The sequence below is a fragment of the [Clostridium] cellulosi genome (assembly GCF_036762875.1).
Classification (GTDB): domain Bacteria; phylum Bacillota; class Clostridia; order Oscillospirales; family Ethanoligenentaceae; genus Ruminiclostridium_D; species Ruminiclostridium_D cellulosi.
Genome location: NZ_JBAIZF010000023.1, coordinates 1 through 20,123, shown reverse-complemented (window position 1 = coordinate 20,123; position 20,123 = coordinate 1). Strand labels below are relative to the sequence as shown.

The 20,123-nt window shown below is 48.9% G+C and carries 14 protein-coding genes; 6 read left to right on the top strand and 8 right to left on the bottom strand.

What is annotated here, in order from left to right; genetic code table 11:
- Nucleotides 1-42 precede the first annotated feature (42 nt).
- Entirely contained in the window at nucleotides 43-1,137 is a 1,095-nt protein-coding gene (gene ychF, locus V6C21_RS06595; protein ID WP_034837387.1) for a redox-regulated ATPase YchF, read from the top strand.
- A gap of 166 nt (nucleotides 1,138-1,303) precedes the next feature.
- Here the strand turns inward: ychF and hypE are convergent, their stop codons facing one another.
- The 5 genes from hypE to V6C21_RS06570 all read right to left on the bottom strand — a co-directional run bounded on the left by hypE (nucleotide 1,304) and on the right by V6C21_RS06570 (nucleotide 6,892).
- On the bottom strand, nucleotides 1,304-2,308 hold the full coding sequence (gene hypE, locus V6C21_RS06590; protein WP_034836766.1) for a hydrogenase expression/formation protein HypE: 1,005 nt from the start codon (nucleotides 2,306-2,308) through the stop codon (nucleotides 1,304-1,306).
- Entirely contained in the window at nucleotides 2,305-3,351 is a 1,047-nt protein-coding gene (gene hypD / locus V6C21_RS06585; protein ID WP_479268630.1) for a hydrogenase formation protein HypD, read from the bottom strand. The genes hypE and hypD overlap by 4 nt, the downstream gene beginning before the upstream one ends.
- On the bottom strand, nucleotides 3,335-3,556 hold the full coding sequence (locus tag V6C21_RS06580) for a HypC/HybG/HupF family hydrogenase formation chaperone (RefSeq protein ID WP_034836771.1): 222 nt from the start codon (nucleotides 3,554-3,556) through the stop codon (nucleotides 3,335-3,337). The genes hypD and V6C21_RS06580 overlap by 17 nt, the downstream gene beginning before the upstream one ends.
- Nucleotides 3,557-3,582: 26 nt before the next feature.
- On the bottom strand, nucleotides 3,583-5,865 hold the full coding sequence (gene hypF, locus V6C21_RS06575; protein ID WP_479268629.1) for a carbamoyltransferase HypF: 2,283 nt from the start codon (nucleotides 5,863-5,865) through the stop codon (nucleotides 3,583-3,585).
- Nucleotides 5,866-6,025: 160 nt separating this feature from the next.
- Nucleotides 6,026-6,892 carry an AraC family transcriptional regulator gene (locus tag V6C21_RS06570; RefSeq protein ID WP_051492280.1) on the bottom strand — a complete coding sequence of 289 codons (867 nt, stop codon included), beginning with the start codon at nucleotides 6,890-6,892 and terminating at the stop codon, nucleotides 6,026-6,028.
- Between the two features lie 148 nt (nucleotides 6,893-7,040).
- Between V6C21_RS06570 and V6C21_RS06565 the strand changes: the two genes are divergently transcribed.
- Nucleotides 7,041-8,426: an MATE family efflux transporter gene (locus V6C21_RS06565; protein WP_479268628.1), complete on the top strand. Its 1,386-nt coding sequence runs from the start codon at nucleotides 7,041-7,043 to the stop codon at nucleotides 8,424-8,426.
- 251 nt (nucleotides 8,427-8,677) lie between these two features.
- Nucleotides 8,678-9,100, top strand: a complete 423-nt coding sequence (locus V6C21_RS06560) for an acyl-CoA thioesterase (protein ID WP_034836779.1) — start codon at nucleotides 8,678-8,680, stop codon at nucleotides 9,098-9,100.
- Here V6C21_RS06560 and V6C21_RS06555 read toward each other — a convergent pair.
- Both V6C21_RS06555 and ppdK read right to left on the bottom strand, forming a co-directional pair.
- Nucleotides 9,097-9,603, bottom strand: a complete 507-nt coding sequence (locus tag V6C21_RS06555; RefSeq protein WP_034836780.1) for a nitroreductase family protein — start codon at nucleotides 9,601-9,603, stop codon at nucleotides 9,097-9,099. The two genes, V6C21_RS06560 and V6C21_RS06555, sit on opposite strands and share 4 nt — an antisense overlap.
- A 212-nt stretch (nucleotides 9,604-9,815) precedes the next feature.
- Nucleotides 9,816-12,449 carry a pyruvate, phosphate dikinase gene (ppdK, locus tag V6C21_RS06550; RefSeq protein WP_479268627.1) on the bottom strand — a complete coding sequence of 878 codons (2,634 nt, stop codon included), beginning with the start codon at nucleotides 12,447-12,449 and terminating at the stop codon, nucleotides 9,816-9,818.
- Between the two features lie 504 nt (nucleotides 12,450-12,953).
- Between ppdK and glmU the strand changes: the two genes are divergently transcribed.
- From glmU to mfd, 3 genes are read left to right on the top strand one after another with little or no spacing between them, the layout of a single operon-like run.
- Nucleotides 12,954-14,342 carry a bifunctional UDP-N-acetylglucosamine diphosphorylase/glucosamine-1-phosphate N-acetyltransferase GlmU gene (gene glmU / locus V6C21_RS06545; protein WP_034836786.1) on the top strand — a complete coding sequence of 463 codons (1,389 nt, stop codon included), beginning with the start codon at nucleotides 12,954-12,956 and terminating at the stop codon, nucleotides 14,340-14,342.
- A 16-nt stretch (nucleotides 14,343-14,358) separates the two neighbouring features.
- The gene (gene pth / locus V6C21_RS06540) at nucleotides 14,359-14,970 is read left to right on the top strand and encodes an aminoacyl-tRNA hydrolase (protein ID WP_045085643.1); all 612 of its coding nucleotides are present in this window, start codon (nucleotides 14,359-14,361) and stop codon (nucleotides 14,968-14,970) included.
- Nucleotides 14,971-15,012: 42 nt separating this feature from the next.
- Nucleotides 15,013-18,504: a transcription-repair coupling factor gene (gene mfd / locus V6C21_RS06535; protein ID WP_034836791.1), complete on the top strand. Its 3,492-nt coding sequence runs from the start codon at nucleotides 15,013-15,015 to the stop codon at nucleotides 18,502-18,504.
- A gap of 125 nt (nucleotides 18,505-18,629) precedes the next feature.
- Here mfd and V6C21_RS06530 read toward each other — a convergent pair whose 3' ends face one another.
- Nucleotides 18,630-19,874: a deoxyguanosinetriphosphate triphosphohydrolase family protein gene (locus V6C21_RS06530; RefSeq protein WP_479268626.1), complete on the bottom strand. Its 1,245-nt coding sequence runs from the start codon at nucleotides 19,872-19,874 to the stop codon at nucleotides 18,630-18,632.
- Nucleotides 19,875-20,123: the final 249 nt, after the last annotated feature.

The window sequence follows — 20,123 nt, the reverse complement described above, 5'->3', positions numbered from 1 at the left end:
GCCGCTGCAATTCATATAACCGAAAGGAATGTAGTTGACACAATGAAGCTTGGTATAGTAGGTTTGCCGAATGTCGGCAAAAGCACTCTTTTTAACGCGATAACAAATGCGGGAGCTGAATCCGCTAACTACCCGTTCTGCACAATCGAACCTAACGTCGGAGTCGTTTCTGTGCCTGACGAGAGGCTTGATGTGCTTGCAAAGATGTATAATCCGCAGAAGGTCACTCCCGCTGTCATAGAATTCGTCGATATCGCCGGCCTGGTGCGCGGAGCGTCAAAGGGTGAAGGCCTCGGCAACAAGTTCCTGTCACATATAAGGGAAGTCGATGCTATAGTACATGTTGTCCGCTGCTTTGAGGGCACAGACGTTATGCACGTCGAGGGCAGTGTTGACCCCCTGCGGGATATGGAGACGATAAATCTTGAGCTTATTTTTGCCGATTTGGAAGTTGTTGAGCGCAGAATCGACAAGACAAAGAAAGCGCTGAAAGGCGACAAGAAGTATCAGGCAGAGCTTGACCTGCTTTTGAAAATAAAAGACGCCCTGGAAAAGGGGATCCCCGTCCGCGCAATGGAGAAAAGCGAGGATGACCGCGCTATGCTCAAACCCATGGCGCTGCTCACCGACAAGCCGGTAATCTACGCCGCGAACATGAGCGAAGAGGATTTCAAGAACGGTTTTGAAAATAACCCGCATTATCAAAAACTGCGGGCGGAGGCTGAAAAAGAGGGCGCCGAGGTGCTTCCCATCTGCGCAAAGACAGAGGAAGAGCTGTCGGATATGTCAAAAGAGGAAAAGGAACTTTTCCTCGCCGATTTGGGGCTTAAGGAATCGGGCCTCGACAGGCTCATCAAGGCGAGCTACAAGCTGCTTGGCCTTATATCATTCCTGACCGCAGGCGAACCTGAGGTGCGCGCTTGGACGATAACGAGAGGCACTAAGGCGCCGCAGGCAGCGGGAAAGATACATTCGGATTTCGAACGCGGCTTTATCCGTGCCGAGGTTGTCTCGTTTGATGACCTTGTAAAATGCGGCAGCATGGCGGCGGCGAGAGAAAAAGGCCTTGTGCGCTCCGAGGGCAAGAGCTATGTAATGCAGGACGGCGACGTCGTGCTGTTCAGATTTAACGTTTGATCCGCGAATAACTTTAGCGATAAAAAAGGCCTGCAGCCGCAAATTTACACGGCTGCAGGCTTTATAATTTGGGCGATAACAGGATATAAGTTATCCGCCCGCAATGCAGCAAATAAAAACGTTCCGCAGCAAAAGCCCTGCGGAACGTTTTGTGTATCAATATTTTTCAGCAGATTCGGGGAAGAAGTTCTCCTCCCGGCGGCGGCAGGAGCGTTTCCCCGCCAACCTCGGTTTCAACTACTACGCGGCCGGGCATATCTTCCGTTACTTCGCCGATTATAGCGGCGTTTTGTGAATATTTGCCGCGCCTTAAAACCTCAATTAACTTTTCAGCGTCGTCCTTTGACGCGAATACTACGAGCCGGCCCTCGCAGGCAAGATAGAGCGGTTCAAGGCCGAGCATGCCGCAGACGCCCTTTACCTCGCCGGAAACAGGTATTGCTGTTGAATTGAGCCGGATGCCGACGCCGCTCTGTGACGCTATCTCATAAAGCACAGTGCCGACGCCGCCGCGGGTCGCGTCTCGTAGTGCATGGATATTCTTTGTTGCGGCGAACATGTCCTCTACCGTTCCCCAGAGGGGAGCGCAGTCGCTGGTGCAGTCTGCCGTTATGCCGAAATCGTTTCTCGCGAGCAGGATAGTGCAGCCGTGGCGGCCGATGTCGCCCGTCACGATAACGGCGTCGCCCGGGCGCGCGTTCGCCCCGGAGAGCGACGCCCCGTCCATAACTCTGCCAATGCCGGTAGTTGTGATAAAAACGCCGTCGCACTGACCTTTTCCCGCAACCTTTGTGTCGCCGGCCACAATATTGACGCCCGCTTCCTTTGCGGTCTCTTCCATAGCGGCAGCGATTTTTTCAAGGTTAGCGATAGAAAATCCCTCTTCTATAACAAACGCGCAGGAAAGGTATAACGGTTTTGCGCCCATGCAGGACAAATCGTTGACCGTTCCGCAGATACTCAGTTTGCCGATATTCCCGCCCGGAAACTCCCAGGGTGAAACAATAAAGCTGTCTGTCGTAAAGGCGAGTTTGCCGCCGGCAAAATCGAGCACAGCCGCGTCGTCGGATGTAAAGGACGGATTGCTGAAATGTGCTTTGAAAACGCTTTCAATAAGCTCCGAAGTCTGTCTGCCGCCCGCACCGTGGGCAAGCGTTATTATACCATTCATAAGCTGCCTCCGTATTTGTAGTATGCCGAGCAGGTGCCCTCGCTTGAAACCATGCAAGCGCCGACCGGATGGCCCGGCGTGCAGGCTTTCCCGAACAGACTGCACTCATAGGGCCTGCAGCTGCCCCTTAGTATATCGCCGCAGCGGCACAGCGGGTTTTCCTTGCCTTTGACTTTAGGCAGGGAAAATTTGAGCCGCGCGTCAAAATCCTCATAGCCGCCGTTAAGCGTCAGCCCGGAATTTTTGATGACGCCGAGCCCGCGCCAGACGGCGTCACAATCCTTCATTGTCTCCGATATAAGTTTCTTTGCCGCGGGGCTGCCCTCCCGGGTGACGACCCTCGGATAGCAGTTGACGGCAAAGGGTTCGCCTTCGCCGAGCTTTTTGATTATAACCGCAATGGCTGCCAGAATTTCGCCTGAAGTAAAGCCGCAGACAGCGCCGGAGATACCTTCCTCTTTCAGTTTGTCGTATACCTCAGTGCCGGTAATGGCGCTGACATGGCCGGGGTAGAGAAAAGCGTCCGCGCTGCCGCCGAGCAGGCGGTAGGCGTTTGTCATGGTCTTGTTGGCCGTCAGCAAAAAGAAGTTTTTAAGCCCGTCCTTTTGCGCCTTTTTGACGGCAAGACAGCTTGCCGGAACCGTTGTTTCAAAACCGACGGAAAGAAATACTACCTTTTCGCCGGGATGATTGGCAGCATAGTCAGCGGCGTCAAGGGGCGAATAAACCACTTGAACCCTGGCACCCTTTGCCCTTGCGTCCGCAAGGTTCATCTCGCTCCCCGGCACCCTGACGAGGTCGCCGAAGGTGCATATTGTCGCGCCGTAGTTGAGAGCCAACATCAAGGCCTCGTCGATAAACCCTGTGGGCGTGACGCAGACGGGGCACCCGGGGCCAGAAATAAGCTTTATATTTTCCGGCAGAATATTTCTTATACCCAGCCTGAAAATTTCATGGGTATGCGTGCCGCAGATTTCCATGATCCTTATTGGAGGCCCGCCGTAGTTTTTAATAATGCTGACGGGGTCACTTTGTTTCAGCATAAAGTTCCTCCAAGATGGCTTGAGTTTCCTCCGCTTCCTCGGCGGTTATTTTGGCGATTGCGATTCCCGCGTGGATCATCACATAATCGCCCGGTTTAAGATCTTTTATAAGTTCGACGGAAACCTTCCGTTTTGCGCCCGAAGCGTCGATAACGGCCATGCCGTCGTTAATCTCCTCAACTCTTGCGGGTAGTCCAACACACATAGTAAATCTCCATTCTATTAATTATTTCATAGCTTATTTAAAGCAACCGCGGCCTGACCGAGCGCTATGCCGCCGTCGTTGGGCGGCACAAGCGAGTGGGTAAGCACATAAAATCCGTCGCTTTTAAGCAAATTGACGCATTTTTCAAGCAGCAGCAGATTTTGAAAAACGCCGCCGGAAAGGGCAACGGTATTTATACCGGTAAGCTCCCTGCATTTAATGCAGCCTGCCCTCACCATCTGCGCCACAGCGCTGTGAAACGCGCCGGCAAGATATGATTTTGAAGTGCCTTCAATCGCTTTTTCAGCAAGGTATTTAATAAGGCCGCTAATCTCTATTATAAACCTTCCGTCCATATATGTCGAAATGTTTGGCTCAAAATTATAGCCGGTATTTTTATCCGCAGCGTATTCAAGGGCGGATGAAGCCTCTCCCTCAAAGGTCGAGCGCCTTTTTATCCCAAGAATCGCGCTTGCCGCGTCGAACAGCCTGCCGGCGCTTGTGGAGGTTACGCAGTTGATGTTGTTTTTGAGCATGGCAAACTGCGTCCTTATAGCAGTTTTATCACAAAGCCCCAGCTTTTCGGCGGCTTCTCCCGCGGCGCTTTCCGAGCCGAAAGCATTGAGCAGGAGAGACAATGCCACCCTCCAGCCTTCTTTGACGGCGAGTTCTCCTCCGGCCTGACGGAACGGGGCGATACTGCCCAGCCGTTCAAAGCCTGAGTAAGAGGCTTTTAAAAATTCCCCGCCCCAGATTGTGCCATCGGTGCCGTAGCCGGTGCCGTCAAAGGCGACGCCGATAACCTCCTCCTCAAACCCGTTCTCAGCCATGCAGGACGCAATATGCGCGTAGTGGTGCTGGACTTGTATAACGGGCAGCCCGAGGCTTTTTGCAAACTCCGTTGAGTTGTATTTCGGGTGCAGGTCGCAGGCGACAGCCTGCGGGGATATCTCCAAAAGCCGTTCCATCCTTGCCGTAGCCTCTTCAAGCGCCTTTACGCTCCGAAGGTCAGCAAGGTCGGCGATGTATGGCGACAGATAGAGCAGATTGCCGCGGGCAAGGCAGAAGGTATTTTTTAACTCGCCGCCGACGGCGAGCACGCTGCCGTCGTTGACATGCGGCAGAACGACCGGCAGGGGAGCATAGCCCCTTGAGCGCCGAATCATATAGGGGCGCCCTTCAAAAAACGCCATAACGGAATCGTCGGCGCGCAGCCTAATCTTGCGGTCATTTGAAAGGATTACGTCGCACATGCCGGAAAGTTCTTTTACCGCTTCCTCGTCGTTGCGGCAGATGGGCGCGCCGGAGGGGTTTCCGCTTGTCATAACAAAGCAATCGGTCATATCTTTGCCGTCCGGGTATGAAAACAGCAGCAACTGTATAGGCGCATAGGGGAGCATGACGCCGATTTTCGGGTTGCCGGGAGCGACCTCGGGGCATATCTCGCCTCTGCCGCTGCGCTCGAGGAGGATAATCGGCTTCTGCGGGCCGTCCAGCAGCGCCTCCTGCGCCTCGTCTGTCTTGCACTCGCGCCGCACAGTCTCCATATCCCTCAACATGACGGCAAAAGGCTTAAACGGGCGGTTCTTGAGCCTGCGCAGCCGGGAAACCGCCTCGGCGTTTTTCGCGTCGCAGCAGAGGTGGAACCCGCCAATGCCCTTTATCGCCGCAATGCCGCCTCCCCGGATTACCTCTCTTGTAAAGATAAGCGCCTCAGCGCCCTCTTTTTCACTGCCCGGTATATAAAGCCTCGGCCCGCACTTGTTGCAGCAGACGGGCTGGGCGTGATACCTGCGGCATTTTGGGTCGGTATATTCGTCGTGGCAGTCGGCGCACATAGGAAATTCCGACATACTCGTTCTTTCGCGGTCATAGGGCATGGAATCGAGAATTGTGAGCCTCGGGCCGCAGGCGGTGCAGTTTATGAAGGGGTGCAGATAGCGCCTGTTTTCCTTGTCGAATAATTCCTCTTTGCACTTTTTGCAGATGGCTATATCCGGAGAAACGAAGATCTCACCTTTTTCGCGCCCACTCTTAATAATTTCGAATTTGCGCAGTTTCTTTGCCGGTATTTTGGATGTCTCTATCTTCAGTATCGTGGAACGTTCCGGCGCCTGCGTTTTAAGCCGGGCCAAAAAATCGGCAAGCTGTTTATCGTCACCCTGCGCTATGATTTCCACATAAGGGCCTTTGTTGCATACGCTCCCAAGTATACCCGCCTTTGCGGCTATTCGAGAGACGAACGGGCGGAACCCCACGCCTTGGACTATACCGTAAACCCTTATCAGTAAGCATTTTATATCTTCCATAAAACAAAAACCTTAATTTAAACCTTCTATAATAGTTTGAAATTTTCTAAAACGACCTGTTTGTCAAACATTTTTTCAATCCGCTGCCCTTGAGTTTCCATTTTAGCACGAATACATACTGCGGCAGTTATATTTTGTCCAGTTTTATGTAATATTGCAGTTATACTGTATGTGAAGCCCTGTATAAATTTCTAAACTGGGTGGGCGAGCAATGCTTATACTGCTTAAAAATCCGGTTGAAGGTCGAGATACTGTTAAAGCCCGCCTTAAAAGCGGCCTCTGTAATAGACAGGTTTGGATTAGTAAGCAGTTCTTCCGCCTTGTGAAGCCGTTCTTTTATCATAAAGTTTGTAAAAGAATCCGCTGTAAACTCTTTAAAGAGCCTTGAAAAATGGGACTTGCTGAAACCAGCGCGGCGGGCAGCGGCGTCTATCGAAATATTTTCCGTGCAGTGGCTTGAAAGATAGGAGCAGATTGAAACCATCCGTTCGGTTACACGGTTTCGCTTTAAGTTTGTCTCCGAAGACAGCAAAGCTGATGAATTCAACAAATTACTTCCCAACGCCATGAAAATCTGATAAAGCTCAATACACATTTTGACTTCTTTGAAATCATCAGAACTAAAATACAGCTCTTTTATATTGTTCAATTTCTCAGCCAATGACGCTGCCAGCGCGGGATTTTCACTCGATTTTATCAGACGCACTTGGTGAAACAAGTACAGCTTATTGCGAAATTCAATCCGGTTGCCAATTATGGGATAGTCAAACTGAAGCAGGAGCACTTTGCAGGGCTGTGGCTGATGGACAAGGGCATGCAGTTCTCCGGACCAAACGAACAGTATATCATACGGAGAAAGCGTATACAAATGCCCGTTGATATCATACTGGACGAAGTCTTGATAGGATAAAATGACCTCAATATAGTTGTGCCAATGCTGCGGGAATGTCTCAGGAGAATTGTTGTAGTATAGAATGAAGGGATAACCTACTTCATTGAGATTTTGAAAAATATTTCTGTCAAGCATATAACCTAATACCCCTTATATTGACATCCGAAATAAACTATCAGCTTAAATAATAGCAACAAATGAGCAATAACTCAATACAAAATAGTTAGTCTGCCCGATAATGCTGCGCTATAATATGCATAAAACCTGCATTCAAAACAGCAGTATGGGGACAAAAAGTATGAGGAACAACATCAAAGATATGACATCTGGCAATCCAGTAGGGTTACTGCTGATGTTTTCATTGCCAATGCTTATCGGGAATATATTTCAACAATTCTACAATATAATTGATTCGATCATAGTGGGCAAATATATCGGAGCTGACGCTTTAGCGGCTGTCGGTGCGACAGGTTCTGTCCAATTTCTATTTTTTTCGCTGTGCAACGGCATGTCAGCCGGAATCGGAATTATTATATCACAATATTTTGGAGCCAAGGACGAGGAATACGTAAAACGCTCCATAGCAAATTCCGTATATGTAATGCTGGCCGCAGCAGTGCTTATGAGTTTAGTGGGATTTTTTCTTTCAAGGCCGGTACTTCAGTTGCTGGGCACTCCCGACAATATTATCGGCGACTCTGACCTTTTCTTAAAAACGACCAGTATCGGCATTATAGCGATTGCCGCATATAACTGCATTTCAGCGATTCTGCGCTCGCTGGGCGATTCCGTCACACCGCTGATTTTTTTGACCGCGTCCATTGTGGTCAACATTCTTCTTGACTTTCTCTTTGTTTTGGACTTTAAATGGGGCGTATTTGGTACTGCGCTTGCGACGATTATAGCGCAGGTCGCTGCGGCTCTTGGCAGCCTTGCCTTTGCACTTGTCAAAAATCCTCATTTCAAGATACCGAAAGATTACTTGAGGCCAGATTTCGGGATAATACAGCTCTGCGTCAAGCTGGGCCTGCCGACAGCGCTTCAAAGCTCTATGATAGCCTTCTCATGCGTCATTCTTCAGAGCGTGGTCAATTCCTTTGGTTCCGTCGTCGTGGCGGCGTTTACCGTAACCTCCCGTATTGAGCAGATAGTCCAACAGCCCTACAATTCAATTGGCTCAGCCGTTTCCACATATACAGGTCAGAACATAGGCGCCGGTTATATAGACAGGGTGAGAGAAGGATACCGCAAAAGCTATATCATAATCGGTGTCTTCACGTTATGTATGCTTCCGATGGCGCAATTCTTAGGCAGACCCATAATGAGGCTGTTTGTCAGCGAGGCAGATGTAATAGAAATAGGCAGCACAGCCCTTAAGATTACGAGCCTGTGTTATTTTCCGCTCGGGGTTATATACATAACCAGGGGCCTGCTTAACGGGGCAGGGGATACGATATATTCCTTTATCAACGGTATCATAGAGATAACTTGCAGAATCGGGCTTTCCGAGCCGCTGACAAAGATAAGCCAAATCGGTGTCTGGGGAATCTGGATTGCGACGGCGCTGACATGGCTGATAACAGGGGCGGCGAGCGTCATAAGATATCTGCAGGGCAAATGGACGGAGAAATCAGTGGTCCGTCAAAAATATGAACAGAGTAAGTGCTGATATAGCTGCTGATAATTTTTGCCTTACTTGATATAATATAAATGCCTGCCAAAATCCGTTATTATAATCTGCCTGCAGTACACACCTATATTGGAATTAAAATGCCTCCCTCGTCATCCGGCAGAAAAAATCGGCGGAAACAGCTTCTTAAAGCTGTTCCGCCTGTTTAACCTAATGAAGCATTTCCATGCTGTTTTTATCGAATACAATACAGGTCACAATGAAAGACATATAATCCATGGAGGTCGAAAATGATTTCACAGACAAAAATCGTTGTCCGCTATGCCGAAACCGACCAAATGGGAGTCGTGCACCACTCGGTATACCCAATCTGGTTTGAAGCGGCCAGGACGGATTTTTTTAAATCCGCCGGCTATTCCTATGCAGAAGTTGAGAAAGAAGGCTTTTACCTCCCGGTAGTTGAACTCAAATGCAGGTATATAAGCTCCGCCGTCTATGGAAAGGAATATGTCGTAAAAACGCGCCTTTCAAATGCAACTTATGTCAAGCTGTTCTTTGATTATGAGATTGTTGACCCCGAGAGCGGCCAAATCATTGTAAAAGGGGAAACTATGCATGCATGGACTGATAAAACGTTTCGGCCGGTAAACATAAAAAAGCGCGCGCCCAGTATTTACAATGCGGTAATGTCCCTTGTAGATAAGGCGGATTAAAACTTGTCGAAGCTTATAACCTCCGCAGCGGATTTTCTCGGCCTCATAGCAGGGTTTTCGTCGGGATAGCCGAGGGGCGTTACTGCGACAACTGTTGCGTCATCCGGTATATCTAAAATCTCTTTGACCTTATCTTGATAGAAGAATCCAAGCCAGCAGGTGCCGAGTCCCTGTTCGCAGGCCTCGAGCATTATAAATGACATGGCGATAGAAGCATCAATTGTTTCCGCAGGCTGACCGCAGGTCATATTATGATGGCGTGTCGCGCAGACTACTATTACAACCGGTGCCTCTCCGACCTGTTTCTGATTGCCACAGGCTGCTTGCAGCTTCTTGATTTTTTCTTTATCCCGTACGACGATGAACTTCCAGCTCTGGGCGTTGTTGGCGGAGGGCGCCAGCCTTGCCGCTTCAAGCACAGCAGACAGTTTTTCCTCTTCAATGGGCCTTGAACTGAATTTCCTTATGCTGCGCCTTGCTTTTATTGCTTCCATAACGTCCATTTTCCTCATTCCTTTCTGCTGACAGTATTATTTAAAGTTTCTTCCAAATCAAAAATATTCTAAAACAAAAACAGCGCTTTTTCAATACACATATAAAATTATATGCTAAGTGTCCCCGATTTAACATTTTTTATTATTGCAGACAAAAATCACCCGCCGGTTTTTAACCGGCGGGTGATTTATCGTTGCTAAGCAATTATTGGCTTAATTGCTTATTTACCCTCTTTAACCTTTGCCTGTGCCGCGGCAAGTCTTGCAATCGGCACACGGAACGGTGAGCAGGATACATAGTTGAGGCCAACATTGTGGCAGAACTCGATAGTGCTCGGGTCGCCGCCATGCTCGCCGCAGATACCGAGTTTGATGTCAGGACGGGTCTGCTTACCGAGCTGAGCAGCCATCTTGACGAGTTTGCCAACGCCTTCCTGGTCGAGCTTAGCAAACGGATCAAACTCGTAAATCTTCTTGTCATAGTAGTCAGCGAGGAACTTGCCGGCGTCATCACGTGAGAAGCCGAAGGTCATCTGAGTGAGGTCGTTTGTACCAAAGCTGAAGAACTCAGCCTCTTTCGCGATTTCATCGGCTGTGAGAGCAGCACGCGGAATCTCGATCATAGTACCGACCTTGTACTTCAGGTCAACGCCGGAATTCTTGATGATTTCGTCGGCAACCTTGACGACAACGTCCTTAACGTACTTAAGCTCCTTGACTTCGCCAACGAGCGGGATCATGATCTCAGCAACGATTGGCCAATCCGGATGACGTTTCTTGACGTTGATTGCAGCTTCGATGACAGCATGTGTCTGCATCTCTGCGATTTCAGGATATGTGACCGCAAGACGGCAACCACGGTGACCGAGCATCGGGTTGAACTCGTGCAGGCCGTTGATAATTTCTTTGAGCTCTTCGACTGAAATCTTGAGATCCTTTGCGAGTGCTACAATATCTTCTTCCTTGTTCGGGAGGAACTCATGAAGCGGAGGATCCAGATAACGGATAGTTACCGGCAGGCCGTGCATTGCCTCGTAAAGGGCCTCGAAGTCGCTGCGCTGCATCGGAAGGAGCTTGTTGAGAGCTGCGCGGCGTGCTTCTTCAGTCTTGGCAACGATCATTTCGCGCATTGCGAAGATACGGTCAGGATCAAAGAACATATGCTCTGTACGGCAGAGGCCAATGCCCTGTGCACCGAACTTGTAAGCCTGCTCTGCGTCACGAGGTGTATCGGCGTTGGTGCGGACCTGCAGTGTGCGGACCTCGTCAGCCCACTTCATGAATGTTTCGAAGTCACCTGTGATGCTGGCCGGGACAGTCGGGATAGCTTCAGCATAAACATTACCGGTTGAACCGTCAATGGAGATATAGTCGCCTTCTCTTATAATCTTGCCGCCGACTTCGAAATACTTCTCTTCGGCATGCATGTTGATAGCGCCGCAGCCGGATACGCAGCAGGTACCCATACCACGAGCAACAACAGCCGCATGGGATGTCATACCGCCGCGGACGGTAAGAATACCCTGTGAAACTGCCATACCGACGATATCTTCAGGTGAAGTCTCGAGACGTACGAGAATAACCTTTTCTTTCTTATTCTTTGCCCAATCCTCAGCATCTTCAGCAGTAAAGACAACTCTACCGCAGGCAGCGCCGGGAGATGCCGCAAGACCCTGAGCAATTGGTTTCGCTTTCTTAAGAGCTTCCGCGTCAAACTGCGGATGGAGAAGTGAGTCAAGCTGCTTCGGATCAACCTTGAGCAGAGCCTCTTCCTTAGTGAGCAGGCCCTCGGAAACAAGGTCAACAGCAATCTTCAGAGCAGCAGTTGCAGTACGTTTACCGTTACGGGTCTGGAGCATATAGAGCTTGCCTCTTTCAATGGTAAACTCCATATCCTGCATGTCATGGTAGTGTTTCTCAAGCTTTGTTGCAATTTCAGTGAACTGCTTGTAAACTTCGGGCATAGTATTGGCAAGCTGGTCAATTGACTGAGGAGTGCGGATACCGGCGACAACGTCTTCGCCCTGTGCATTCATCAGGAATTCACCAAAGAGCTTCTTTTCACCAGTTGCAGGGTTACGTGTAAATGCAACGCCTGTACCGGAATCGTTGCCCATGTTGCCGAATACCATCATCTGGACGTTAACAGCAGTACCCCAGCTGTACGGGATATCGTTCATGCGGCGATATACGTTTGCGCGGGGGTTGTCCCATGAACGGAAAACAGCTTTAACAGCCTCGATGAGCTGCTCCTTAGGATCAGTCGGGAAGTCTTTTCCGAGGTGCTTTTTATAGATGCCCTTGAATGTTGTAACGAGTCCCTTAAGGTCATTGGCGTCGAGTTCAGTATCGAGCTTTACGCCTTTCTTAGCCTTGAGTTCATCAATAGCATCTTCGAACTCAGACTTCGGAATACCCATAACAACATCGGAGAACATCTGGATAAAACGACGATATGAGTCGTAGGCAAAGCGCTCATTGTTTGTCAGTTTCTTGAGGCCCTCGACAACAGTGTCGTTAAGACCAAGGTTGAGGATTGTGTCCATCATACCGGGCATTGAAACACGGGCACCAGAACGTACTGATACCAGCAGCGGATTTTCGGGGTCACCGAATTTCTTTCCGCAGATCTCTTCCATTTTCTTCAGATACTCTTCGATCTGGCTCATTATCTCATCATTGATCTTTTTGCCGTCTTCGTAGTATCTGGTGCAGGCTTCTGTTGTTATTGTAAAGCCCTGTGGAACCGGCATGCCGAGGTTTGTCATTTCGGCGAGGTTTGCACCTTTTCCACCGAGAAGCTCGCGCATTTGAGCGGTGCCTTCCTTGAACAGATAGACATACTTGTGGCTCACTGAAATTACCTCCTGTAAATTTTAATATTAGAGGATACGCGCATGGAAAAATCCATAACGCACAACCTTATAAGATTATAACACTTATATGGTTTCTATGCCATAAGTTTCTTTGAATTTTTATAAAAATTAGCATAGTTTTGTTCAATTTTTTTCTAAAATCAGTTTTATGGGTTCCAAAATCAACCTAACACATACTGTTGAAGGATATAAAATTCTACCTTAAATGTAAATTTAAAGTTATTATGGGTTTTGATTACAATTAAGTATAAAAGTTTATGTAACTCTTGAATTTAGTTTGCAAAACTGCCATAATTATTAATGTGTTTAAAACTAATTTTGAATAGGCAAATCAAACATAAACTATCGGAATCCTTTGCTGAGAATATGTCTGCAAATAAAATCTGCTGATTTTATTTTGCGGCCCTGTTCCAAAGCAAGGGCAATTATTCTTGCCTAAAATCAGGAATCGGCTTTTAATAGCCAATAACAGGAGGGTTTTTCTTGGGAAAGGCGGCCGCGGTTATCCTCGCTGCGGGCGAGGGAAAGCGCATGAAATCGGATAAATCTAAGGTGTTGCACGAAGTGCTCTTCAAACCTATGATTGACTGGGTAATGGATTCGGTTACAGAGGCAGACATTGATAATATCTGTGTTGTACTCGGCCATAACGCTGACCAGGTTTCGGAGCACCTTAACAAGCGCGGACAGAAATACACATATGTCCTTCAGGAAGAGCAGCTCGGCACCGGACACGCGGTGATGCAAGCCCGGGAATATCTTGAGCAGACAAAACCAGAAGATGTACTTATCCTCAACGGCGACACGCCTTTTATTGACAGTTCGTTAATCAAGTCTTTTTACCTTGAACATAAAAACAAGAAAAATGACGTGACGATTTTAACATCAATTGCAGATAACCCATTCGGTTACGGCAGAATCGTCCGAGACAGCTCGGGCAATGTCAAAGGCATAATTGAGGAAAAAGACGCCACTGACGATGAACGCAAAATCAAAGAGATAAATGCAGGAGCTTACTGGTTTAAAACAGATGTTCTGCTGGAAGCCCTCTCACATCTCAATGGCGATAATGCCCAGCATGAATACTACCTGACCGACACAGTAAAAATAATCAGCGGACAGGGGCTGCGTGCCGGAACCTGCATTGTCGATATGAAATATACCGCAGGGGCAAACTCCAGGAAGCAGCTTTTGGAGCTTAATAATATCGCAAGGCAGCTAGTTTTTGAGAAGCTGTTTGACGCCGGCGTCACTATCACCGATATAAGCGGTGTCAGCATAAGCCCTGACGCTGAAATAGGCTATGACACTGTCATTCTGCCCGGGACAATAATAAAGGGCAAGACCAAAATAGGCATCGGCTGTCAAATCGGCCCGAATTCCCTGATTGATAACTGCGTTTTGGGCGACAATGTTGTATTCAATGCTTCACAGGCTCGCAATTCCAAGATCGGAAACAATGTCACAGTAGGCCCATTCTCCCAGCTGCGTCCTGACTGCGTCATTGCTGAAAACGTCCATATCGGCGATTTTGTAGAGGTTAAAAATTCCAATATCGGCTGCGGCACAAAGATAGCCCATTTAACCTATGTCGGCGACAGCGACGTCGGCGGCGGGGTAAACTTCGGGTGCGGCGTCGTAACCGTCAATTACGATGGCGTCAAGAAGAGCAGAACCATAATCGGCGACAACGCCTTCATAGGCTGCAATACAAACCTTATCGCGCCGGTCAAGGTCGGCAACGGGGCATATACGGCTGCCGGTTCCACGATTACTATGGATATCCCGGACGGAGCCCTTTCTGTTGCACGTTCAAGGCAGCAGAATATTGACGGCTGGGCGGAGAAAAAACTGAAAAACAGGAAAAAATAATCCCTTGGAGGATAAAATGTTCGGCATAAAAAGAAAAAAGGACACAGAGGAAGCGCCCGGCAGGATTGAATATATAATCGCGGGGCTTGGCAATCCCGGACGAGAATATGAAGGAACAAGACATAACACAGGTTTTGCTGTCCTCGACGCGATTGCTGAAAAATGCGGGGCAAAGGTAAACCGGATTAAATTTAAATCACTTTGCGGCGACGCAATGCTCTGCGGGCATAGGGTACTTCTTCTGAAACCGCAGACCTTTATGAATCTCAGCGGAGAAGCTATCAGAGACGCTGCTGATTTTTATAAAATACCCATGGACCATGTAATAGTCCTGTATGACGATATATCTCTGCCGCCCGGCAAAATCCGGGTCAGACCGAAGGGCTCGGACGGCGGGCACAATGGCATTAAAAATATCATCTACCTTTCCGGCACAGATGTTTTCCCGCGCGTCAAAGTCGGTGTCGGCGGAAAACCAAACCCCGACTACGACCTCGCCGCGTGGGTGCTGGCCAGACCGTCGGAAGAGGACGCGGCTTTGATTAGTGACGCGGTAACCCGCGCCGTAGCCGCAGTCGAAACAATCATAACCGACGGCACGGCAAAGGCAATGAATGATTTTAACTAACTTTGATTAAATGGATTACAATAAACGTCTGATGGTGATTGATTGAAGTTTTTAGCAGAAATCCTAAACAAATTACCAGAATTCCGCGCTCTTTCAAGTGCGGTCGATTTGTCACGCCATGTTTCGGCAACTGGTCTTTCCGGAGTCAATAAAGCCCATGCTGTTTACGCGCTTGCGGAACAGAAGAACAAGAAAGTTTTTGTCATAGCTCCGGACGAACAGGAAGCCGTAAAGATGGTGTCGGACCTTACTACCTTTTTTGGCGGCGGTGTGTATTTCTTCCCCTCGCGTGACTTCACGCTCCGGCAGGTTGAGGGCGTATCCCATGAATATGAGCACGAGCGCCTCCGCGTTCTGGGGCGCATGGCACAGGGCGATTTTAAAGCTGTCGTTGCCTGCGCAGACGCCGTCATGCAGCTTACCATCCCCTTAGAGGAATATAAAAAGCGTACAATTGAGTTAAAAAGAGGCGTTGAGATTTCGCTGAATGATGTCGTACAAGCGCTTATAGGTGCTGGTTATGTCCGTTCAGATGAAGTCAGCGGCATGGGGCAGTATGCGCTTCGCGGAGGAATAATTGACGTATTCCCGCCGCATACTGAAAGGCCTGTCCGCATTGAGTTCTGGGGCGATGAGCCAGACACGATAAGCTATTTCGACACCGAATCGCAAAGGCGGCTCGAGAGCGTTGACTCAATCCTTATCACGCCGGCCGTTGAAGTGGTTTTTGATTCAATGGAAGACCTGGCTTCTAAAATCGAGTCGCTCAAAAATGGCCTTAAGACAAAATCCGCGGAAAAGGCCATACAGTCACTTTCCAAGGATATAGAGAGGCTGCGCGGAGGCTCAATGCTCCCGTCAAACGACAGATACCTTCCGCTTTGTTACGGCGGAAAGCCGGCGACCATATTTGAATACGCGCCGGACGCCATCCTTTTTGTCAGCGAGCCGTCGCGGACTTATGAGCGTGCGAAGAATACGCTGTGGCAGCATGGGGAAGATGTGAAAGTGCTGCTTGAGGACGGCGTACTGTGCAAAGGGCTTGACAGGTATTACATCAGTATGGCCGAACTCGAATCTTTGTTTGAAAAGCGCGGCGCTGTTTACCTTGACACCTTTGTTCGGGCGTCATATGAAACCAATGTCCGAGACGTGATACATTTTACGGCAAAGCAGCTTTCTGTTTGGGGCGGGAATCTGTCGCTGCTGACGGAAGATTTGAAAACGATAATGGACAAGGGCGGCTCCGCAGTAGTTTTCGGCGGAACTCCCCGTTCCTGTGAAGCGTTGGTGCATGATTTAATCGACGAAGGCATAACCGTCTACGGCGGCAGCAAAATTTCTGCGGACAATATAAAAGCGCCTCCGCCGAGGACAGTTCTTGTCCTGCCCGGAACGCTTTCCGCCGGAATGGAGTACCCGTCTATATCCTTTTCCGTAATAACCCACGGGCATATAAACGCGGAAAGGCACACAGTAAGGCGGTTTAAAAAAGGCAAACAGATAAGGAATCTGTCCGAGCTGGTTCCGGGCGATTATGTCGTCCACTCCACCCACGGTATCGGCATTTATGAAGGTATTCACAAGCTCGAAGTACAAGGCGTTGTGAAGGATTATATAAAGATCAGGTATGCCGGAACAGATACGCTCTATGTCCCGGTAACTCAGCTTGACCTTGTTTCAAAATATATCGGGGCGAGAGAAGACAGCACCGTCCGGCTGAGCAAAATGGGCGGAGCGGAATGGCAGAAAGTAAAGTCCCGCACCCGCGCCGCCGTCAAGGATATGGCGAAAGAGCTCATCAAACTCTATGCCGAGCGGCAGAAGATAAAGGGCATTGCTTTTGAACCGGACAATGAATGGCAGCGGGAGTTTGAGGAGCGCTTTGAATATGAAGAAACGGATGACCAGCTCCGCTGCGCCGCCGAAATCAAAAACGATATGGAAAAACCGGTGCCGATGGAACGGTTGCTTTGCGGCGACGTCGGATTTGGCAAGACAGAGGTAGCGCTCCGCGCCGCCTTTAAATGCGTGATGAGCGGAAAACAGTGCGCAATGCTTGTGCCGACCACAATCCTTGCGTGGCAGCATTACCAAACCGTAACCCGCCGTGTCGAGGGTTTCCCGGTCCGCGTCGAACTTCTGTCCCGATTCCGGACTCCAAAGGAGCAGGCCGATATCATCAAGCGGCTGGCGCGAGGAGAGATTGACATTGTTGTTGGTACCCACAGGCTTGTCCAAAAGGACGTAAAATTCCGCGACCTCGGGCTGCTTATTATAGACGAGGAACAGCGTTTTGGCGTTGCGCATAAGGAAAAACTCAAGGAAAAGTTTAAAAACGTTGACGTGCTGACCCTTTCGGCAACGCCGATACCGAGGACGCTCAACATGGCCCTTTCCGGTATCCGCGACATGTCGATAATCGAGGAAGCGCCGCAGGACAGGCACCCTGTTCAGACTTATGTCCTTGAGCACGACTGGGGCGTTATCGCCGACGCTATCCGCAAGGAATTAAGGCGCGGCGGTCAGGTATATTACCTCCATAACCACGTCGAGTCAATAGAAAACACAGCGGCAAAGATACAGTCGCTTATTCCCGACGCGCGCATTGGCATAGGCCACGGCAAGATGAACGAAGAAGAGCTTTCCCGCGTTTGGGAGCGGCTTTTGAATCACGATATAGACATACTTGTCTGCACGACGATTATTGAAACTGGTGTAGACGTCCCGAACTGCAACACGCTTATAATTGAGGACGCCGACCGCATGGGGCTGTCACAGCTTCATCAGTTACGCGGGCGCGTCGGCCGTTCTTCGCGGCGTGCGTTTGCTTATTTTACATTCAGACGCGGCAAGGTATTGGCCGATGTCGCTACAAAGAGGCTTGCGGCAATCCGCGAATTTGCCGAATTCGGCTCTGGCTTCCAGATTGCCATGCGCGACCTTGAAATCCGCGGTGCAGGCAATATCCTCGGCTCACAGCAGCACGGGCACATGGAAGCCGTCGGCTACGATATGTATCTAAAGCTGCTCAATGAGGCGGTGCTGGAGGAAAAGGGCGAGAAACCGCCGGTCGACAACGAATGTATGGTGGATATTCAGGTGTCCGCCCACATTCCTGAAACATACATCGAAAGTGCGAACCAGAGGCTTGAAATTTATCGCCGCATAGCTGATATCCGAAACGAGGAGGATATGTCCGACGTTCTCGACGAACTGATTGACCGTTTCGGCGACCCGCCGCAGGCGGTAAAATCCCTTGTCGACGTAGCGCTTGTCCGCAACACAGCGGCTGCACTCGGTATCCGTGAGATTTCTCAGCGCGGCGACATGATAATGCTGTTTACGGGAAAGATAGATTTCAAGGCCGTTTCTGTGCTTGTGTCCAAGCTCCGAGGAAGGGTAATGGTGAGCGCCGGCCAAAAGCCTTATATCTCGGTCAAGCTTAAACCGGATCAGTCGCCAGTCGACGCAATCCACGAAGTGTTAAATATACTTTCACGCTCAAAGGAAACACAAGACAGCAAACAATAATTAAAAAAGGGTGCTGAGCATTTGCATCACCTCAAAATTAAGGCTCCATAATATCAAAGCGGTCAGGAAAATTAAAATTTTCCTGACCGCAGCGGCATTTGTCGTAATAAAGGGTGCAAACCGATTTAAAACCGCACTATCTCATCAAAGGCGCGCAGGGCGAATTGGTCGGTCATGCCTGAAATGAAGTCGATAACGGCAAGTTTGTAATCCTTTATATCATCCTTTACATGGTAGACAACCTTGTTTTTGAGCTTTGATGAGGCCGTTCTGTCTGTGACATCCCAATATTTGTTTATCCAGCCGGAGAACTCCCGTACAAAATTCGGGTAATATGTTTTCATTTTATCAAGTTTTTTTGTTGTATTCTCTCCGTCATAGGCCGAGACCAGCAGCTCGTATATCTGCCTTATGATAAGCTCTGCGTATTTTTTATATGGGGCAAGCCTCTTGTGCCTGTAGATATTCTGATAATTGAAATCCTTTATTATGTCCATAAGCTCGCAGTATTCACTTGAAAGGCAAATGCCTTTCTCAGGGCTTGAATTTTTGCAAAGGTCAGTTATGAACTGGTGCATTAAAATCGTGTTGTTAAGCTCCCTTATATCCAGATTAGTAAACTTGCCGATTGACCGGAGCCTGTGTACCAGTTCATCTATCTGCGATTTTTCGAGGATTTTAAGGGCCATTGCGTCCTCGATGTCACGTCCGAGATAAGAAATCTTGTCGGCTACCTTTACGATACAGCCCTCCCAGGTATATGGCGGATACTGGTCGGCGGCGTTATATTCGGACAAGTCGATATATTCTTCTCTGGGCCTTATGACATTATAATCAACCTCGCCGCAATGCGAGATGATACCGTCTCTGACCGCATAGGTCAGGTCAAGATTTCTTCTGCAGCCCTCGTTGTCCTCGAGCAATTCAATATCGTCGACAAAATGGAGCCCGTTTTTTTCATGCCAGAAGGTCGGGAAACCCTCTTCCTTTAAAATCTCCTTAATGATTGTTTCACCGAGGTGTCCAAACGGCGCGTGCCCCAGGTCGTGCGCTATTGATATGGCTTTGGTAAGCTCCGTATTGAGCCCGAGGTAATTTGCTATTGTATAGCTGACCGATTCCACATGGTTGACATGCTCAATCCGCGTACATATATGGTCGTTCTGGGGAGCATAAAAGACCTGAGTTTTATGCTTCAGCCTGCGGTATGCCGTACAGTGGAGTATTCGTGTATAATCGCGCCAGAATTCGCTTCTTATATCGTTCTCCCGCTTGTAAAGGGAGCTTACGCGCGAAATCATCTTTTCCCATTTCGGGTTACTCTCGAAAGCGCCGACTTCCCTAAAAGAATTCGCAGCCGTAAAAATCACCTCGCTTAAAGAATTCCAATTTAACTTAATTATAGCACATTTAAGATATCATAGAACTACCGCCGCCTACGCTTATAACGAAACATTTTTGCTTAAAATACAGCGGCAGAACTTGACAATCCTTGTAGGTTTGTCAAAGATATGTTACACCGAGGGACAAAAAATCATGCAGTACCTTTTTAGGTGACTGCCATTTAAGCGGACGCATAGGAAAAGCATTATATTTACGGTTATGAACAGCCAGTTGAG

Excerpts from the sequence above, each read along its gene's own strand:
- ychF (WP_034837387.1), top strand. The coding sequence starts at position 43 with ATGAAGCTTGGTATAGTAGGTTTGCCGAATGTCGGCAAAAGCACTCTT.
- hypE (WP_034836766.1), bottom strand. The coding sequence starts at position 2,308 with ATGAATGGTATAATAACGCTTGCCCACGGTGCGGGCGGCAGACAGACT.
- hypD (WP_479268630.1), bottom strand. The coding sequence starts at position 3,351 with ATGCTGAAACAAAGTGACCCCGTCAGCATTATTAAAAACTACGGCGGG.
- V6C21_RS06580 (WP_034836771.1), bottom strand. The coding sequence starts at position 3,556 with ATGTGTGTTGGACTACCCGCAAGAGTTGAGGAGATTAACGACGGCATG.
- hypF (WP_479268629.1), bottom strand. The coding sequence starts at position 5,865 with ATGGAAGATATAAAATGCTTACTGATAAGGGTTTACGGTATAGTCCAA.
- V6C21_RS06570 (WP_051492280.1), bottom strand. The coding sequence starts at position 6,892 with ATGCTTGACAGAAATATTTTTCAAAATCTCAATGAAGTAGGTTATCCC.
- V6C21_RS06565 (WP_479268628.1), top strand. The coding sequence starts at position 7,041 with ATGGGGACAAAAAGTATGAGGAACAACATCAAAGATATGACATCTGGC.
- V6C21_RS06560 (WP_034836779.1), top strand. The coding sequence starts at position 8,678 with ATGATTTCACAGACAAAAATCGTTGTCCGCTATGCCGAAACCGACCAA.
- V6C21_RS06555 (WP_034836780.1), bottom strand. The coding sequence starts at position 9,603 with ATGGACGTTATGGAAGCAATAAAAGCAAGGCGCAGCATAAGGAAATTC.
- pth (WP_045085643.1), top strand. The coding sequence starts at position 14,359 with ATGTTCGGCATAAAAAGAAAAAAGGACACAGAGGAAGCGCCCGGCAGG.